This window comes from Mycobacterium sp. NTMscope_MAC_269 (assembly GCF_976985695.1).
Genome location: NZ_OZ335668.1, coordinates 2,862,239 through 2,879,175, shown reverse-complemented (window position 1 = coordinate 2,879,175; position 16,937 = coordinate 2,862,239). Strand labels below are relative to the sequence as shown.

The window sequence follows — 16,937 nt, the reverse complement described above, 5'->3', positions numbered from 1 at the left end:
GCAAGCGCGGCGGAGCCGGGCGCAGCGGGTCGGCACGCATTGGGATCTCTTGAAGCTCGCGCACCGAAGGGTTGTCGGTGACCTCGACGCTGCCCGTCGGGCTGGTGGCCACCGCCGTGGTGTCGGCGTCCAGCGCCAACCTTGGCCCGGGCTTCGACAGCCTCGGTCTGGCCTTGAGTCTTTGTGACGAAATCATCGTAGAGACAACGTCTTCCGGCTTGGTGGTTTCGGTCGAGGGGGAAGGCGCCGGCCAGTTGTCGGTGGGCCCCGACCATCTGGTGGTGCGCGCTATCGAGCGGGGTCTGCAAGCCGCCGGGGTCCGCGCTCCCGGTCTGGTGGTGCGCTGCCGCAACGCCATCCCGCACTCCCGCGGCCTGGGCTCGTCCGCGGCGGCGGTGGTCGGCGGCCTCGCGGCCGTGAACGGCCTTGTTGCACAGACGGATTGGACGCCGCTCAACGATGCCCAGCTGATCCAGCTGTCGTCGGACTTCGAGGGTCATCCCGACAACGCGGCGGCCGCCGTGCTCGGCGGGGCGATCGTGTCGTGGGTCGACCGCGGCGCTGATCACCCGCGGTACGCGGCGGTGCCGCTACGGCTTCACCCCGACATCCAGCTGTACTGTGCGGTTCCCGAGGAACGCTCCCTGACCGCGGAGACCCGGGTGCTGTTGCCGGCCCAGGTCAGCCACGACGATGCGCGCTTCAACATCAGCCGCACCGCATTGCTGGTGGTCGCGCTCACCGAACGCCCCGATCTCCTCATGGCGGCCACCGAAGACGTGCTCCACCAGCCGCAGCGCGCGCCGGCCATGCCCGCGTCTGCGGAATATTTGCGGCTGTTGCGGCGTCATAACGTGGCGGCGACGCTTTCGGGGGCCGGTCCCTCGCTGATCGCGATGACCACCGCGGCGGAGTTGCCCCCGGAGGTGGTGGAGTACGGCGCCACAAACGGATTTGCCCTCATCAAGATGGCCGCCGGCGAACGAGTTCGCTGGACTCCGGGAGTCACCGTCTCGGGTTGATCAACAGCGTGGCCGGAGGGTTTGCTTGCTTCCAGCAGGGATGGGGGCTATCCTCGGAGCCGTCCAGCAATTGCAGCATCTGCATCTGCATCCATACTGCCTTTCCGCTAGGACAACACCAATTCTTCTTGTGGACGAGGTTCGCCGTTTACTCCGCCGATCCAGGCGATCACCGTTGCAGACTCGATGATTGGGCGCACTCGGCAATTTGGCTGATTGCAACGAACCCCCCGTATGACGTGATCAGCGGGGGAAGAAAGGAACTCCGTGACTGATACGGACCTGTTCACGGCTGGCGAAAACACTGACGCCAATCAACTGACCAATGCCGTGACCACCGACGCTCCCGCCGCGAAGACGAACGCTTCGGCCGGTGCCTTGTCCACCATGGTGCTACCCGAGCTCCGTGCGCTGGCTAATCAGGTCGGCGTCAAAGGGACGTCGGGCATGCGTAAGAACGAACTGATCGCCGCGATCAAGGAAGTCAGGGGACAGGCCAACGGCGCTCCCGCCAACGGCACGAAGTCCGCTGAGGACAGCGGCAAGTCGGGCACCAAAGACGCCGACACCAAAGACAATAAGGACGACAACGCCGCCGACGCACCGGCGGCCAAGGAAGGCCAGAACGGCGCGGCCACCGAGGCGCCGCGCCGCGAACGACGCGGTGCTTCCCGCGATGCGGGTTCGGCCGCCCGCGGCAACGACGACGCCGATCGCGAGCGCACCGGCAGCCGAGATGGCGGCGCCACCGGCGAGGCCGATGGCCGCGAGCAAGGCAAGCAGGACAAAGACAACCAGAACGAAGACCGCGGCCAGGGCGGCGGCGAGGATCAGCAAAGCTCCGGCGGCCAGCAGGGTCGTGGCGGGTCGAACCAGCAGGACGACGACGGCGAGGGACGTGGGGGCCGGCGGGGACGCCGCTTCCGCGACCGCCGGCGCCGGGGCGAGCGATCCGGCGAAGGCGGCGACGCCGAACTGCGCGACGACGACGTCGTACAGCCCGTGGCCGGCATCCTTGACGTTCTCGACAATTACGCCTTCGTGCGTACGTCCGGTTACCTGGCCGGCCCGCACGACGTCTACGTGTCGATGAACATGGTGCGCAAGAACGGCCTGCGCCGCGGTGACGCCGTCACCGGCGCGGTCCGCGTGCCGAAGGAAGGCGAACAGCCCAACCAGCGGCAGAAGTTCAACCCGTTGGTCCGCCTGGACAGCGTCAACGGCGGCTCGGTCGAGGACGCCAGGAAGCGGCCCGACTTTTCCAAGCTGACGCCGCTGTACCCCAACCAGCGCCTGCGTCTCGAGACCACCGGCGACCGGCTGACCACCCGGGTCATCGACCTGATCATGCCGATCGGCAAGGGCCAGCGCGCGCTGATCGTGTCGCCGCCCAAGGCGGGTAAGACGACGATCCTGCAGGACATCGCCAACGCGATCACCAAGAACAACCCGGAATGCCACCTCATGGTCGTGCTCGTCGACGAGCGCCCCGAGGAGGTCACCGATATGACCCGCTCGGTCAAGGGCGAGGTCATCGCCTCGACCTTCGACCGGCCGCCGTCGGACCACACCTCGGTCGCCGAGCTGGCGATCGAGCGGGCCAAGCGGCTGGTCGAGCAGGGCAAGGACGTCGTCGTGCTGCTGGACTCGATCACCCGCCTCGGGCGCGCCTACAACAACGCGTCGCCGGCGTCGGGCCGCATCCTGTCCGGTGGTGTCGACTCCACCGCCCTGTATCCGCCCAAGCGGTTCCTGGGCGCCGCCCGCAACATCGAGGAAGGCGGATCGCTGACCATCATCGCCACCGCGATGGTCGAGACGGGATCCACCGGTGACACGGTCATCTTCGAAGAGTTCAAGGGCACCGGTAACGCCGAGCTCAAGCTGGACCGCAAGATCTCCGAACGGCGAGTCTTCCCGGCGGTCGACGTGAACCCGTCCGGCACCCGTAAGGACGAGCTGCTGCTGTCGCCGGACGAGTTCGCGATCGTGCACAAGTTGCGCCGTGTGTTGTCGGGGCTGGATTCGCATCAGGCCATCGACCTGCTGATGTCGCAGCTGCGCAAGACGAAGAACAACTACGAGTTCCTGGTCCAGGTGTCCAAGACGACGCCTGGGATGGACAACGACTAGCTCGTTCGGAAAGGCCTGAGAGCACCCGGGAATGCGGGGGCGCGGTCCTGTGTTTGGGATGATGGTGGTTGACCTGGCATAATCGGGGCTCGATTATCCGCAAACCGCCTGAGGTTCTGCAGTTCACGCCCGACCGTCTGGTTCCCGGACGGGGGCGGGCGACAAACGATCGAAGAGGACACCATGAAAGCTGACATTCACCCCGCGTACGCGGAGACCACGGTGCTCTGCGGGTGCGGCAACACCTTCCAGACGCGCAGCACCAAAGAGGGCGGTCACATCACCGTCGAGGTCTGCTCGCAGTGCCACCCCTTCTACACCGGCAAGCAGAAGATTCTGGACAGCGGCGGCCGGGTCGCCCGCTTCGAGAAGCGCTACGGAAAGCGCAAGGCCGGAGCTGCTGCCGACGACAAATAGCTCGGTTACCGACGCCCGAACTGTGCGTGCTGTCGCACAGGCCGGGCGTCGGTTTGCGTTTGCGGGACTGACGGGCGACAACGGGGCAGGAGGTGTGGCATGACGAAGCCGGTACAGACCATTGACGTGCTGCTGGCCGAGCACGCCGACCTCGAGCAACGGCTGGCCGACCCCGAACTGCACAGCAATCCCGACGAGGCCCGCAAGGCCGGACGTCGCTTCGCGCGGCTGGCCCCGATCGTCGGCACCTACCGCAAGCTGACGGCAGCACGCGAGGACCTCGAGGCCGCCCGCGAGCTGGCCGCCGACGACGCTTCGTTCGCCGCCGAGGCGACCGACCTGGAATCCCGGGTGGCCGAGTTGGACACTCAGCTCACCGACATGCTGGCACCGCGCGACCCGCACGACGCCGACGACATCGTGCTCGAGGTCAAATCCGGCGAGGGCGGCGAAGAATCGGCGCTGTTCGCCGCCGACCTGGCCCGGATGTACATTCGGTACGCAGAGCGGCACGGCTGGACCGTCACCGTCCTGGACGAAACCACCTCGGACCTCGGCGGTTACAAGGACGCCACGCTGTCCATCGCCAGCAAGGGTGATTCGGCCGACGGGGTCTGGTCGCGGATGAAGTTTGAGGGCGGGGTGCACCGGGTGCAACGCGTCCCGGTGACGGAATCCCAAGGCCGCGTTCATACTTCGGCGGCCGGTGTGCTCGTCTACCCCGAACCCGAAGAAATCGGCGAGGTGCAGATCGACGAGTCGGACTTGCGCATCGATGTCTACCGCTCGTCGGGCAAGGGCGGCCAGGGCGTCAACACCACCGACTCCGCGGTGCGGATCACGCACTTGCCCACCGGCATCGTGGTCACCTGCCAGAACGAGCGCTCGCAGCTACAGAACAAGGCCCGCGCGCTGCAGGTGCTGGCGGCTCGCCTGCAGTCATTGGCCGAGGAACAGGCGCTGGCGGACGCGTCTGCGGACCGGGCCAGCCAGATCCGCACGGTGGACCGCAGCGAGCGCATCCGCACCTACAACTTCCCGGAGAACCGGATCGCCGACCACCGGATCAACTTCAAGTCGCACAATCTCGATCAAGTGCTCGACGGCGACCTGGACACCTTGTTCGACGCGCTGGCCGCCGCCGACAAGCAAAGCCGGCTGCAACAGGCATGACGGCCCGTCGACGATGCAGGGTGAACCGATGAGGGGGAGCGGGACAATCCAGCTCGTCCTGTGGCGCGCGATCGACGATGCGACAGCCACCCTCGCCGAAGCGGGAATCGATTCCGCGCGTTGGGATGCCGAGCAGCTGGCCGCGCACCTGGCGGGCGTCGACCGCGGCCGGCTGGCCTTGCTCGAGTCGCCCGGCGAGGACTTTTTCGGACGCTACCGCGAGGCGGTGGCCGTCCGTTCGCGACGCGTGCCGCTGCAGCATCTGCTGGGGACGGCGGCGTTCGGTCCGGTGGTGCTGCGGGTCGGTCCCGGCGTCTTCGTTCCCCGACCCGAAACCGAGGCCCTGCTGGAATGGGCCAGCGCGCAACAACTTGCGCCGCGGCCAGTGGTCGTCGACCTGTGCACCGGGTCCGGCGCTTTGGCGGTGGCGCTGGCCCGCCATTGGGCCGCGCTGGGTCGGGAGGCGCGAATCGTCGCTCTCGACAACTCCGATGCAGCTCTCGAATATGCGCGGTCTAACGCCGACGGCACGGCGATCGAAATCGTGCGCGCCGACGTCACCGAACCCGGCCTGCTTCCGGAACTGGACGGACGGGTCGACCTGATCGTTGCCAACCCGCCCTATGTTCCCGACGGCGCGGTTCTGGATCCCGAAGTCGCCCAGCATGATCCCCACCGAGCGGTGTTCGGCGGGCCGGACGGGATGGCGGTGATCGCGCCGATCGTCCGCCTGGCCGGCCGCTGGCTGCGTCCCGGCAGGCTGATCGGCATCGAGCATGACGACACCACGTCGCGCCAGACGGTGGAATTGTTCGGCCACACGGGGCTTTTCGAGCACGTCCAGCCGCGGCACGACCTGACCGGCCGGCCTCGATTCGTGACAGCTCGCAGGAGTGGCGCCCGTGACGTGCGTCGCGACGATGCAGAGCGCAGCGATGAGGAGGAGTGGCGCCCGTGATGTGCGTCGCGACGATGCAGAGCGCAGCGATGAGGAGGAGTGGCGCCCGTGACTGACGTCTTTGACTGCGCCGACCCCGACCAGCGCGCGCTCGGAATCGCCGCGGCGGCAGGGGCCCTCAAAGGCGGGCGCCTCGTGGTCATGCCGACCGACACCGTGTACGGCATCGGCGCCGACGCTTTCAACAGCGCCGCGGTCTCGGCGCTGCTCTCGGCGAAGGGGCGGGGCCGTGACATGCCGGTGGGCGTGCTGGTCGGCTCCTGGCACACCATCGAGGGACTCGTCTACACCATGCCGGACGGGGCCCGCGATCTGATCCGCGCGTTCTGGCCGGGCGCCCTCAGCCTGGTGGTGACCCAAGCGCCGTCGCTGCAGTGGGACCTCGGCGATGCCCGCGGCACCGTGATGCTGCGGATGCCACTGCACCCGGTCGCCATCGAGCTCCTGCGTGAAGTGGGACCCCTGGCGGTCTCGAGCGCCAACATCTCCGGTCGTGCGGCCGCGGTGAACGCCGGCGAGGCGCGCACTCAGCTCGGAGATCTCGTGGACGTCTACCTGGAAGCGGGTCCGTCCGAGCAGGGCGCCGCCTCCACGATCGTGGACCTGACCGGTGCCACGCCTCGCATCCTGCGGCCGGGCCCGGTGAGCGCGGAGCGCATCGCCGAGGTGCTCGGCACCGATCTTGAAAGCCTGAGCGTCGAGGCCTGACTGGAGCGGTTGTCGAGCTCCCAGGTTTGTGCACTACGGTCTCGTTGGTGTCCAGCGACGTGACCAACCTTGCCGGTGGTTTGCTCGCCCTTTCCGATCGCGGCGCCGGTGTTCCGCTGCGCGAGCTGGCGCTGGTGGGATTGACCGCGGCGATCATCACCTATTTCGCGACCGGTCCGGTACGCGTGCTGGCGACCCGGCTGGGCGCGGTCGCGTACCCGCGGGAGCGCGACGTCCACGTGACGCCCACCCCGCGCATGGGCGGCCTGGCGATGTTCCTCGGCGTTGTCACCGCCGTGTTTTTGGCCTCCCAGCTCCCGGCACTCACCCGCGGGTTCGTCTATTCCACCGGTATGCCGGCGGTCCTGGTGGCCGGCGCGGTCATCATGGGGATCGGGCTGATCGACGACCGTTGGGGATTGGATGCCCTGACCAAGTTCGCCGGCCAGATCACTGCGGCCAGTGTGCTGGTCACCATGGGCGTGGCCTGGAGCGTCCTGTACATCCCCCTGGGTGGCGTCGGCACCATCGTGCTCGACCAGGCGTCGTCCATCCTGCTGACCCTGGCGCTGACCGTATCGGTGGTCAACGCGATGAACTTCGTCGACGGGCTCGACGGTCTGGCCGCCGGACTGGGCCTCATCACCGCGTTGGCGATCTGCATGTTCTCCGTCGGGCTGCTCCGCGACCACGGCGGCGATGTCCTCTTCTATCCGCCGGCGGTGATCTCGGTGGTGCTCGCCGGGGCGTGTCTGGGCTTTCTGCCGCACAACTTTCATCGCGCCAAGATCTTCATGGGTGACTCCGGTTCGATGCTGATCGGCTTGATGCTGGCCGCCGCCTCCACGACGGCGGCCGGGCCCGTTTCGCAGAACGCCTACGGCGCCCGGGACGTGTTTGCCCTGCTGTCGCCGTTCCTGCTGGTGGTGGCGGTGATCTTCGTGCCGATGCTCGATTTGCTGCTGGCCATCGTGCGCCGCACCCGAGCCGGCCGCAGCGCGTTCAGCCCCGACAAGATGCACCTGCACCACCGGTTGCTGCAGATCGGCCATTCGCACCGCCGCGTGGTGTTGCTGATCTACCTGTGGGTCGGCATCGTCGCGTTCGGCGCGGCAAGCACGATCTTTTTCCGTCCCCGCGACACCGCCGCGGTCATGCTGGGCGCCATCGTGGTCGCCGGCGTCGCGACGGCGATCCCGCTCTTGCGCCGGCGCGACGACTACTACGACGAGGAGTAGTAGTAGGGGCCTGTTGTGTGGTACGGTCCAGGTAGAACCCCAAAAAGCCGCACAGGCGACCGGCCCCTCGGAAGCTCATCCGATCGGGCTGGTTCAAGACCGGCCTCGGGAGATACCCCTTGGGTGATTCAACTGTGACGTGCGATACGCTCGGCGGGCCACCGATCAGTCGGTCGAGGGGTTCCCGTTTCACCAACCTGGGATTGAGGTGCTGCAGTGACGACACCAGCGCAGGACGCGCCGTTGGTGTTTCCCTCTGTTGCCTTCCGTCCGGTTCGGCTTTTCGCGATCAGCATTGCCATCACGGCGGTAGCGGTGCTCGCCGCCGGATTGTCCGGGCACCTGATGGTCGGCGTCTTCTTCGGGATCGGGCTGTTGCTGGGTTTGCTCAACGCGGTACTCGTGCGTCGCTCCGTTGAGTCGATCACCGCGAAGGATCACCCGCTGAAACGGTCGATGGCCGTCAACTCGGCGTCACGGCTGGCCCTCATCACCGTGATCGGGCTGATCGTCGCCTACGTCTTCCGGCCCGCCGGACTGGGCGTGGTGTTCGGATTGGCGCTGTTCCAGATCCTTTTGGTGGCATCGACAGCGCTGCCGGTGTGGAAGAAACTGCGCGCCGGCGACTGGGCGGAATCCGCGGACGGTGCCGGAGGCGGCGTCATCGCAGGATCGGAAGGTACGGAAGGAAGGAACACCACCGATGCCTGAGACGACGTTCCTGGCCGAAGGTGCGATCGAGGTTGGCGAACACAACCACGCCACCTGGCTCGGCATGACCGTCAACACCGACACCATCATGTCGACGGGGATCGCCGCGCTGATCGTGCTCGCGCTGGCCTTCTTCCTGCGGGCGAAGATCACCTCGACCGGTGTCCCCAGCGGTGTTCAGTTGTTCTGGGAGGCCATCACGGTCCAGATGCGCGATCAGATCGAGAGCGCGGTCGGCATGCGGATCGCGCCGTTCGTGTTGCCGCTGGCCGTCACCATCTTCGTGTTCATCCTGATCTCCAACTGGCTGTCGGTGCTCCCGCTGCAATACACCGACGCCGCCGGGCACACCACCGAGCTACTGAAGTCGGCGGCCGCGGACATCAATTACGTTCTGGCGCTGGCTCTTTTTGTCTTTGTCTGCTATCACGTGGCCGGCATCTGGCGCCGCGGCGTCGTCGGACACCCGCTCGCCGTGCTCAAGGGCCACGTGGCATTCCTGGCGCCGATCAACGTTGTCGAGGAGCTGGCCAAGCCAATCTCGTTGTCACTCCGACTTTTCGGCAACATCTTCGCCGGTGGCATCCTGGTCGCGCTGATCGCGCTGTTCCCGCCGTACATCATGTGGGCGCCCAACGCGATCTGGAAAGCCTTCGACCTGTTCGTCGGGGCGATCCAGGCCTTCATCTTCTCGATCCTGACGATCTTGTACTTCAGTCAAGCCATGGAGATCGAGGATCACCATGACTAAAGCCACGATGAATTGTTTTGTCCCACGCACCATTACAGAGGCCTGGTAGACCCCTACCAGATATCAAGGAGGATAAGAATGGCTCTGGACCCCCAAGTCGCTGCCGCTGCACTCATCGGCGGTGGACTCATCATGGGCGGCGGCGCGATCGGTGCCGGTATCGGTGACGGTATCGCCGGTAACGCGCTGGTTTCCGGGATCGCCCGTCAGCCCGAGGCGCAAGGCCGGCTGTTTACGCCGTTCTTCATCACCGTCGGTCTGGTTGAGGCGGCCTACTTCATCAACCTGGCCTTCATGGCGCTGTTCGTCTTCGCCACACCCGTCGGCACCTAGTTCGCTGTGATGGGTGACGCGAGCCTGAGCGTTCTGGCGTCCAGCCAGGTGGTGGCAGAGGGAGGCAACAACTTCCTCGTTCCCAACGGCACCTTCTTCTTCGTGCTGGCCATCTTCCTGATCGTGCTGGCCGTCATCGGCACGTTCGTCGTGCCGCCGGTCATGAAGGTGTTGCGCGAGCGCGACGCCATGGTCGCCAAGACGGTCGCCGACACCAAGAAGGCGGCCGAGCAGTTCGAGGCGGCCCAGGCCGATTACGAAGAAGCCATGACCGAAGCCCGAGTGCAGGCGTCGTCGTTACGCGACAACGCGCGCGCCGAAGGCCGCAAGGTCGTCGAGGACGCACGCGCCCGTGCCGAGCAAGAAGTGATGTCGACGTTGCAGCTGGCCGCCCAGCAATTGAAGCGGGAAAGGGACGCCGTGGAATTGGATTTGCGTGCCAACGTGGCGTCCATGTCGGCGACGTTGGCCAGTCGAATCATCGGCATCGACGTCGCTCCCGCTGCAGCGACCACATCCGCAACCAAGACATCCGGACGGTAATTACGTATGTCGACTTTCATCGGCCAGTTGGTGGGCTTTGCGGCCATCGTGTTCCTGGTGGTGCGCTATGTCGTGCCGCCGGTGCGTCGGTTGATGGCCACGCGGCAGGCCACGGTGCGCCAGCAGTTGAAGGACGCCGCCGCGGCAAGCGATCGGTTGACCGAGTCGACCACCGCCCACAGCAAGGCCGTGGAGGACGCCAAGGCGGAGTCGAAACGCGTTGTTGAAGAGGCGGAGTCGGACGCCAAGCGCATCACCGAGCAGTTGGAGGCGCAGGCCGGCGTCGAGGCGGAACGCATCAGGTCGCAGGGCGGCCGCCAGGTCGACCTGCTGCGCACCCAGCTGAGTCGTCAGTTGCGCCTGGAACTCGGTCACGAAGCGGTGCGCCAGGCCGGCGAGCTGGTGCGGAACTTCGTCGCCGACTCCGCGCAGCAATCGGCCACCGTGGATCGATTCCTCGACGATCTCGACGCGATGGCGCCCGTGGGCACCGACGTCCAATATCCACTGATGACGGAGATGCGCTCGTCGAGCCGCATCGCGCTGACCAACCTGGCCGAGCGGTTCAGCACCATCGCCAAAGACCTTGACAACAAGGCGCTTTCCACCCTGTCCGGGGAACTGGTCGCGGTGGCCCAGGTCCTGGATCGCGAAATCGTCGTCACGCGGTATCTCACCCAGCCGGCCGAGGACGGGTCACCCAGGGCCCGGTTGATCGAGCGGTTGTTCACCGGCAAGGTCGGTGATCCCACCCTCGACGTGCTGCGCTCAGCCGCCTCGGAGCGGTGGTCGGCCAACGCCGACCTCATCTCCGCCCTCGAGCACGTGTCGCGGCAGGCGTTGCTCGAGGTCGCCGAGCGCGAGGACAAGGTCGACGAGATCGAAGAGCAGCTGTTCCGGTTCTCGCGCATTCTGGACGCGCAACCGCGTCTGGCCATCTTGTTGGGCGACTACGCCGTTCCGGTGGAAGGCCGAGTTGGGTTGCTGCGCAAGGTGCTCGCCGGCGCGAACACCCGGGTGAACCCGATCTTGGCCGCCCTGCTGACCCAGACGATCGAACTGCTCAGGGGCCGGCCGGCCGAGGAGGCCGTTCAGTTCCTGGCAAAGGTCGCGGTGGCGCGCCGCGGCGAAGTCGTCGCGCAAGTCAGTGCGGCAGCCGACCTGAGCGACGCCCAGCGCACTCGTCTCACCGAGGTGCTCAGCCGTATCTACGGTCACCCGGTGTCGGTGCAGCTGCAGATCGATTCCGAACTGCTGGGCGGGTTGCTCATCGCCGTGGCTGACGAAGTGATCGACGGGACGCTCTCGTCCCGCCTGACCGCCGCCGAGGCGCAGTTGCCCGACTGACCAAGACCGACCAATCACAAACCTATTCCGACACACGCGAACGAAGATCAAGTAGGAAGACGAAAAGCCATGGCCGAGTTGACAATCTCCGCTGATGACATTCAGAGCGCCATCGAGGAGTACGTAGGCTCTTTCAGCTCCGACACCTCCCGCGAAGAGGTCGGTACCGTCGTCGACGCCGGTGACGGCATCGCCCACGTCGAGGGCCTGCCGTCCGTGATGACTCAGGAGCTGCTCGAGTTCCCCGGCGGCGTGCTCGGCGTCGCGCTCAACCTCGACGAGCACAACGTCGGCGCGGTGATCCTGGGTGACTTCGAGAAGATCGAAGAAGGCCAGCAGGTCAAGCGCACCGGCGAGGTCCTCTCGGTGCCCGTCGGCGACGCCTTCCTGGGGCGTGTGGTCAACCCGCTGGGCCAGCCGATCGACGGCCAGGGCGACATCGAAACCGACGTCCGGCGCGCGCTGGAGATCCAGGCGCCCTCGGTGGTTCAGCGGCAAAGCGTGAAAGAGCCGCTGCAGACCGGCATCAAGGCCATCGACGCGATGACCCCCATCGGTCGTGGCCAGCGCCAGCTGATCATCGGCGACCGCAAGACCGGCAAGACCGCCGTGTGCGTGGACACCATCCTCAACCAGCGCCAGAACTGGGAGTCCGGCGACGAGCGCAAGCAGGTGCGCTGCGTGTACGTGGCCATCGGCCAGAAGGGCACCACGATCGCCTCGGTCCGGCGTGCCCTCGAAGAGGGTGGCGCGATGGACTACACCACCATCGTCGCGGCGCCGGCCTCCGACTCGGCCGGGTTCAAATGGCTTGCGCCCTACACAGGTTCGGCGATCGCCCAGCACTGGATGTATGACGGCAAGCACGTGCTGATCGTCTTCGACGACCTGAGCAAGCAGGCCGAGGCCTACCGCGCGATCTCGCTGCTGCTGCGCCGCCCGCCCGGCCGCGAGGCTTACCCGGGCGACGTTTTCTACCTGCACTCAAGGCTTTTGGAGCGCTGCGCCAAGCTTTCCGACGAACTCGGGGGCGGCTCGATGACCGGCCTGCCGATCATCGAGACCAAGGCCAACGACATCTCGGCCTACATTCCCACCAACGTCATCTCAATCACCGACGGGCAGTGCTTCCTTGAGTCCGACCTGTTCAACCAGGGTGTGCGGCCGGCCATCAACGTCGGTGTCTCGGTCTCCCGCGTCGGTGGTGCCGCGCAGATCAAGGCGATGAAGGAAGTGGCGGGTTCGCTGCGTTTGGACCTGTCGCAATTCCGCGAACTGGAATCGTTCGCCGCGTTCGCCTCCGACCTGGACGCGACGTCGAAGGCCCAGCTGGACCGCGGTGCGCGGCTGGTGGAGCTGCTCAAGCAGCCGCAGTACCAGCCCATGCCCGTTGAGGAGCAAGTGATTTCGATCTTCCTCGGCACCGGTGGTCACCTGGACTCGGTGCCCGTGGAGGACGTCCGGCGCTTCGAAACCGAATTGCTGGACCACATCCGGGCCTCCGGAGAGACGATCCTGTCGGGGATCCGCGACACCCAGAAGCTCTCCGACGAGGCCGCCGAAGAACTCGAGAAGGTCATCAAGAACTTCAAGAAGGGCTTCGCCGCCACCGGTGGTGGTTCGGTGGTGCCCGACGAGCACGTCGAGGCGCTCGACGAGGGCGAGCTCGAAAAGGAATCGGTGAAGGTCAACAAGCCTGCGCCCAAGAAGAAGGCAAAGAAGTAGCAACCTATGGCTGCCACACTTCGTGAATTGCGCGGACGCATCCGCTCGGCTGGGTCGATCAAAAAGATCACGAAGGCCCAGGAGATGATCGCCACATCGCGCATTGGAAAGGCGCAGGCCCGCCTGGAAGCCGCCCGCCCTTATGCGTTCCAGCTGACCGCGATGCTCACCACGCTGTCGGCCGAAGCGGCGCTCGATCATCCGTTGTTGGTCGAGCGACCGGAACCGAAGCGGGCAGCCGTCGTGGTGGTCTCGTCCGACCGTGGTTTGTGCGGTGCGTACAACTCCAGCATCTTTCGGCGCTCCGAGGAGTTGTTCTCCCTGCTGAGGGACGCCGGTAAGACGCCGGTGCTCTACACGGTGGGCCGCAAAGCGTTGAACTACTTCAAATTCCGCAACTGGGATATCACCGAGTCGTGGACGGGCTTCTCCGAACAGCCCACGTACGAGAACGCTGGGGACATCGCGTCGACCTTGGTCGATGCGTTCATGAAGGGCACCGGCGACGAGGATCAGCAGTCGGATGGCGGCGAAGGCGTCGACGAACTACACATCGTCTACTCGGAATTCAAGTCGATGATGTCTCAGGCGGCAGTGGCGCACCGGATCGCCCCCATGGTGGTCGAATACGTCGAGGAACAGCCCGAAGTACGTACCCTGTATTCGTTCGAGCCGGACGCGACAACGCTTTTCGAGTCGTTGTTGCCGCGATACCTGACCACCCGGGTGTACGAGGCGCTGCTCGAATCCTCCGCCTCGGAGCTGGCATCGCGCCAGCGCGCGATGAAGTCGGCCACCGACAACGCGGACGATCTGATCAAGGCTCTGACGCTGATGGCGAACCGCGAGCGGCAGGCCCAAATCACCCAGGAGATTAGCGAAATCGTCGGTGGCGCAAACGCGCTCGCCGATGCGCGCTAGATAGGCCCCACGAGGAAGCGAAGAAAATGACTGCTACTGACGAAAAGACTGAAAAGTCGACCAAGAACGACACCAGCGGCCGCGTGGTACGGGTCACCGGACCGGTCGTCGACGTCGAGTTCCCTCGGGGTTCCGTGCCGGAGCTGTTCAATGCGCTGCACGCGGAGATCTCGTTCGAGGAATTGGCGAAGACCCTCACGCTCGAGGTCGCCCAGCACCTCGGGGACAACCTGGTGCGCACCATCTCGCTGCAGCCCACCGACGGCCTGGTGCGCGGTGTCGAGGTGACCGACACCGGTCGCTCCATCACGGTGCCGGTCGGCCAAGAGGTCAAGGGCCACGTGTTCAACGCGCTGGGCCACTGCCTGGACAAGCCCGGGTACGGAGAAGAGTTCGAGCACTGGTCGATTCACCGCAAGCCGCCGCCGTTCGAAGAGCTGGAGCCTCGCACCGAGATGCTCGAGACCGGCCTGAAGGTCGTCGACCTGCTGACCCCGTACGTGCGTGGTGGCAAGATCGCGCTGTTCGGCGGTGCGGGTGTGGGCAAGACGGTGCTCATCCAGGAGATGATCAACCGTATTGCCCGCAACTTCGGTGGTACGTCGGTGTTCGCCGGCGTGGGGGAGCGCACCCGTGAGGGCAACGACCTCTGGGTCGAGCTGCAAGAAGCCAACGTGCTCAAGGACACCGCGCTGGTGTTCGGTCAGATGGACGAGCCGCCCGGCACCCGTATGCGAGTGGCGCTGTCCGCGCTGACGATGGCGGAGTGGTTCCGCGACGAAGCCGGCCAGGACGTGCTGTTGTTCATCGACAACATCTTCCGGTTCACCCAGGCCGGCTCGGAGGTGTCGACGCTGCTCGGTCGTATGCCGTCCGCGGTGGGTTACCAACCCACGCTGGCCGACGAGATGGGCGAGCTGCAGGAGCGCATCACCTCGACGCGCGGTAAGTCGATTACGTCGATGCAGGCGGTGTACGTGCCCGCTGACGACTACACCGACCCGGCGCCCGCGACGACGTTCGCGCACTTGGATGCCACCACCGAGCTGTCGCGGGCGGTGTTCTCCAAGGGCATTTTCCCCGCGGTGGACCCGCTGGCGTCCAGCTCGACCATCCTCGACCCGGGTGTGGTCGGCGACGAGCACTACGCCGTCGCGCAGGAGGTCATCCGAATCCTGCAGCGCTACAAGGATCTTCAGGACATCATTGCGATCCTTGGTATCGATGAGCTGGCCGAGGAGGACAAGCAGCTGGTGCAGCGCGCACGGCGCATCGAGCGATTCCTGTCGCAGAACATGATGGCGGCCGAGCAGTTCACCGGGCAGCCAGGTTCCACGGTTCCGCTGAAGGAGACCATTGAGGCGTTTGACCGCCTGACCAAGGGTGAGTTCGACCACGTGCCCGAGCAGGCGTTCTTCTTGATCGGTGGCCTGGACGACCTGGCCAAGAAGGCCGAGAGCCTTGGTGCCAAGCTCTAATTCGCAGCTGGACCGAGACGGATCGAAAGGTGGTGTGGAGTGGCCGAATTGAACGTCGAGATCGTCGCCGTCGACCGAAAGATCTGGTCGGGTGAGGCGACGTTCCTTTTCACCCGCACCACTGTCGGTGAGATCGGCATCATGCCGCGGCACATTCCGCTGGTGGCACAGTTGGTCGACGACGCAATGGTGCGCGTCGAACGCGAAGGCGAAGACGATCTGCGGGTCGCGGTGGACGGCGGATTCTTGTCCATCACCGAGGAATCGGTGACGATCCTCGCCGAATCCGCCGAGTTCGAGTCGGAGATCGACGAGAGCGCCGCCAAAGAGGATTCTGAGTCTGACGATCCGCGTATCGCCGCCAGGGGGCGTGCGAGATTGCGCGCCGTCGGCGCGATCGACTAATCGCCGATGAGCGCGCCCATGACGGCGATGGTCGTGCTCGTCGTCGTGCTGGGGGCCGCCGTCGTCGGGCTGAGTTATCGGCTGTGGAAGCTTCGCCAGGGCGGCACGGCGGGGATCATGCGAGACATTCCCGCGGTGGGCGGTCACGGCTGGCGGCACGGCGTAATCCGTTACCGCGGCGGCGAAGCCGCGTTCTACCGGCTTTCCAGCCTGCGACTGTGGCCGGACCGACGGCTGAGCCGGCGAGGCGTGGAGATCGTGACCCGTCGCGCGCCGCGTGGCGACGAGTTCGACATCATGACCGACGAGATCGTCGTCATCGAGCTGCGTGACACGACCCAGGACCGCAGGTCTGGCTACGAGATCGCTTTCGACAAGGGCGCATTGACCGCGTTCTTGTCCTGGCTGGAGTCGCGCCCGTCGCCGCGCTCACGCCGGCGCAGCATTTAGACCGCAGCACCGAACGCTCTGCGGTTTGGGCTAACTCGGGCTGGCTTCTCCGCCGCCCGGCTTCCACAGCACATCGCCGTCGGGGTTGGCGACCCGCGACAGGATGAAGAGCAGATCCGAAAGGCGGTTCAGGTATTTCGCGGGTAGGACGTTGACCTGCTGTGGCGCGGCATCGATCGCGGCCCATGCCGAGCGCTCGGCCCGGCGCACCACGGTGCGGGCGACGTGTAAGTACGCCGACAATGGCGAACCGCCCGGCAGCACAAAAGAATTCAGCTTCGGCAACGACTCGTTATATGTGTCACACCACTTTTCGAGCCGGTCGATGTAGGGCTGGGTGACCCGCAAAGGCGGGTATTCGGGGTTTTCGACCACCGGGGTGGACAGATCCGCGCCGGCGTCGAAGAGATCATTCTGGATCTGGCGCAGCACGGCCTTGAGCTCGTCGTCGGGGTGCCCGATGGCGACGGCGACGCCGATCGCCGAGTTGGCCTCGTCGCAGTCGGCGTAGGCCACCAGGCGGGGGTCGGTTTTGGGAACCCGCGAGAAGTCGCTCAATCCGGTGGTGCCGTCGTCGCCGGTCCGCGTGTAGATACGAGTCAGGTGCACTGCCATGAGCAAACG

Annotated in this window: 18 protein-coding genes; 17 read left to right on the top strand and 1 reads right to left on the bottom strand. The window is 65.9% G+C overall.

What is annotated here, in order from left to right; translation table 11 throughout:
* Nucleotides 1-77 precede the first annotated feature (77 nt).
* The 17 genes from thrB to ACZ50Z_RS13235 all read left to right on the top strand — a co-directional run bounded on the left by thrB (nucleotide 78) and on the right by ACZ50Z_RS13235 (nucleotide 16,313).
* Entirely contained in the window at nucleotides 78-1,022 is a 945-nt protein-coding gene (gene thrB / locus ACZ50Z_RS13315; protein ID WP_464483974.1) for a homoserine kinase, read from the top strand.
* Between the two features lie 267 nt (nucleotides 1,023-1,289).
* Nucleotides 1,290-3,155: a transcription termination factor Rho gene (gene rho / locus ACZ50Z_RS13310; protein WP_464483973.1), complete on the top strand. Its 1,866-nt coding sequence runs from the start codon at nucleotides 1,290-1,292 to the stop codon at nucleotides 3,153-3,155.
* Nucleotides 3,156-3,338: 183 nt separating this feature from the next.
* On the top strand, nucleotides 3,339-3,572 hold the full coding sequence (gene rpmE, locus ACZ50Z_RS13305; RefSeq protein WP_464483972.1) for a 50S ribosomal protein L31: 234 nt from the start codon (nucleotides 3,339-3,341) through the stop codon (nucleotides 3,570-3,572).
* A gap of 99 nt (nucleotides 3,573-3,671) precedes the next feature.
* The gene (gene prfA / locus ACZ50Z_RS13300; RefSeq protein ID WP_464483971.1) at nucleotides 3,672-4,745 is read left to right on the top strand and encodes a peptide chain release factor 1; all 1,074 of its coding nucleotides are present in this window, start codon (nucleotides 3,672-3,674) and stop codon (nucleotides 4,743-4,745) included.
* Nucleotides 4,746-4,791: 46 nt separating this feature from the next.
* Nucleotides 4,792-5,703, top strand: a complete 912-nt coding sequence (gene prmC / locus ACZ50Z_RS13295; RefSeq protein ID WP_464486219.1) for a peptide chain release factor N(5)-glutamine methyltransferase — start codon at nucleotides 4,792-4,794, stop codon at nucleotides 5,701-5,703.
* 48 nt (nucleotides 5,704-5,751) lie between these two features.
* Complete coding sequence (locus ACZ50Z_RS13290) at nucleotides 5,752-6,411, top strand: L-threonylcarbamoyladenylate synthase (protein WP_464483970.1); 660 nt, start codon at nucleotides 5,752-5,754, stop codon at nucleotides 6,409-6,411.
* A gap of 26 nt (nucleotides 6,412-6,437) precedes the next feature.
* Nucleotides 6,438-7,649, top strand: coding sequence for a UDP-N-acetylglucosamine--decaprenyl-phosphate N-acetylglucosaminephosphotransferase (gene rfe, locus ACZ50Z_RS13285; RefSeq protein WP_464483969.1), 1,212 nt, complete (start codon nucleotides 6,438-6,440; stop codon nucleotides 7,647-7,649).
* Between the two features lie 216 nt (nucleotides 7,650-7,865).
* Nucleotides 7,866-8,360 (top strand): ATP synthase subunit I, encoded by a 495-nt coding sequence (locus ACZ50Z_RS13280; protein WP_464483968.1) that lies wholly within the window; start codon nucleotides 7,866-7,868, stop codon nucleotides 8,358-8,360.
* Complete coding sequence (gene atpB, locus ACZ50Z_RS13275; protein WP_464483967.1) at nucleotides 8,353-9,111, top strand: F0F1 ATP synthase subunit A; 759 nt, start codon at nucleotides 8,353-8,355, stop codon at nucleotides 9,109-9,111. Before ACZ50Z_RS13280 ends, atpB begins: the two co-directional genes overlap by 8 nt.
* Before the next feature lie 84 nt (nucleotides 9,112-9,195).
* The gene (locus ACZ50Z_RS13270) at nucleotides 9,196-9,444 is read left to right on the top strand and encodes a F0F1 ATP synthase subunit C (RefSeq protein WP_024636915.1); all 249 of its coding nucleotides are present in this window, start codon (nucleotides 9,196-9,198) and stop codon (nucleotides 9,442-9,444) included.
* Between the two features lie 9 nt (nucleotides 9,445-9,453).
* Nucleotides 9,454-9,987: a F0F1 ATP synthase subunit B gene (locus tag ACZ50Z_RS13265; protein ID WP_464483966.1), complete on the top strand. Its 534-nt coding sequence runs from the start codon at nucleotides 9,454-9,456 to the stop codon at nucleotides 9,985-9,987.
* Nucleotides 9,988-9,993: 6 nt separating this feature from the next.
* Nucleotides 9,994-11,334, top strand: a complete 1,341-nt coding sequence (locus ACZ50Z_RS13260) for a F0F1 ATP synthase subunit B/delta (RefSeq protein ID WP_464483965.1) — start codon at nucleotides 9,994-9,996, stop codon at nucleotides 11,332-11,334.
* Nucleotides 11,335-11,403: 69 nt separating this feature from the next.
* A complete protein-coding gene (atpA, locus tag ACZ50Z_RS13255) occupies nucleotides 11,404-13,059 on the top strand; it encodes a F0F1 ATP synthase subunit alpha (protein ID WP_464483964.1) in 1,656 nt (551 codons plus the stop codon).
* Between the two features lie 6 nt (nucleotides 13,060-13,065).
* Complete coding sequence (locus tag ACZ50Z_RS13250) at nucleotides 13,066-13,980, top strand: F0F1 ATP synthase subunit gamma (RefSeq protein ID WP_464483963.1); 915 nt, start codon at nucleotides 13,066-13,068, stop codon at nucleotides 13,978-13,980.
* A gap of 26 nt (nucleotides 13,981-14,006) precedes the next feature.
* Nucleotides 14,007-15,458: a F0F1 ATP synthase subunit beta gene (atpD, locus tag ACZ50Z_RS13245; protein ID WP_464483962.1), complete on the top strand. Its 1,452-nt coding sequence runs from the start codon at nucleotides 14,007-14,009 to the stop codon at nucleotides 15,456-15,458.
* A gap of 39 nt (nucleotides 15,459-15,497) precedes the next feature.
* Entirely contained in the window at nucleotides 15,498-15,863 is a 366-nt protein-coding gene (locus ACZ50Z_RS13240; protein WP_464483961.1) for a F0F1 ATP synthase subunit epsilon, read from the top strand.
* Between the two features lie 6 nt (nucleotides 15,864-15,869).
* Nucleotides 15,870-16,313 (top strand): DUF2550 domain-containing protein, encoded by a 444-nt coding sequence (locus ACZ50Z_RS13235; RefSeq protein ID WP_464483960.1) that lies wholly within the window; start codon nucleotides 15,870-15,872, stop codon nucleotides 16,311-16,313.
* A gap of 30 nt (nucleotides 16,314-16,343) precedes the next feature.
* Here ACZ50Z_RS13235 and ACZ50Z_RS13230 read toward each other — a convergent pair whose 3' ends face one another.
* Complete coding sequence (locus tag ACZ50Z_RS13230; protein WP_464483959.1) at nucleotides 16,344-16,928, bottom strand: cob(I)yrinic acid a,c-diamide adenosyltransferase; 585 nt, start codon at nucleotides 16,926-16,928, stop codon at nucleotides 16,344-16,346.
* Nucleotides 16,929-16,937 lie beyond the last annotated feature (9 nt).

What these genes read in the sequence shown, in the direction of transcription:
- ACZ50Z_RS13230 (WP_464483959.1), bottom strand. Translation starts at nt 16,928, where the DNA reads ATGGCAGTGCACCTGACTCGTATCTACACGCGGACCGGCGACGACGGC.
- atpA (WP_464483964.1), top strand. Translation starts at nt 11,404, where the DNA reads ATGGCCGAGTTGACAATCTCCGCTGATGACATTCAGAGCGCCATCGAG.
- atpD (WP_464483962.1), top strand. Translation starts at nt 14,007, where the DNA reads ATGACTGCTACTGACGAAAAGACTGAAAAGTCGACCAAGAACGACACC.
- prfA (WP_464483971.1), top strand. Translation starts at nt 3,672, where the DNA reads ATGACGAAGCCGGTACAGACCATTGACGTGCTGCTGGCCGAGCACGCC.
- ACZ50Z_RS13250 (WP_464483963.1), top strand. Translation starts at nt 13,066, where the DNA reads ATGGCTGCCACACTTCGTGAATTGCGCGGACGCATCCGCTCGGCTGGG.
- ACZ50Z_RS13260 (WP_464483965.1), top strand. Translation starts at nt 9,994, where the DNA reads ATGTCGACTTTCATCGGCCAGTTGGTGGGCTTTGCGGCCATCGTGTTC.
- ACZ50Z_RS13265 (WP_464483966.1), top strand. Translation starts at nt 9,454, where the DNA reads ATGGGTGACGCGAGCCTGAGCGTTCTGGCGTCCAGCCAGGTGGTGGCA.
- atpB (WP_464483967.1), top strand. Translation starts at nt 8,353, where the DNA reads ATGCCTGAGACGACGTTCCTGGCCGAAGGTGCGATCGAGGTTGGCGAA.
- rpmE (WP_464483972.1), top strand. Translation starts at nt 3,339, where the DNA reads ATGAAAGCTGACATTCACCCCGCGTACGCGGAGACCACGGTGCTCTGC.
- ACZ50Z_RS13235 (WP_464483960.1), top strand. Translation starts at nt 15,870, where the DNA reads ATGAGCGCGCCCATGACGGCGATGGTCGTGCTCGTCGTCGTGCTGGGG.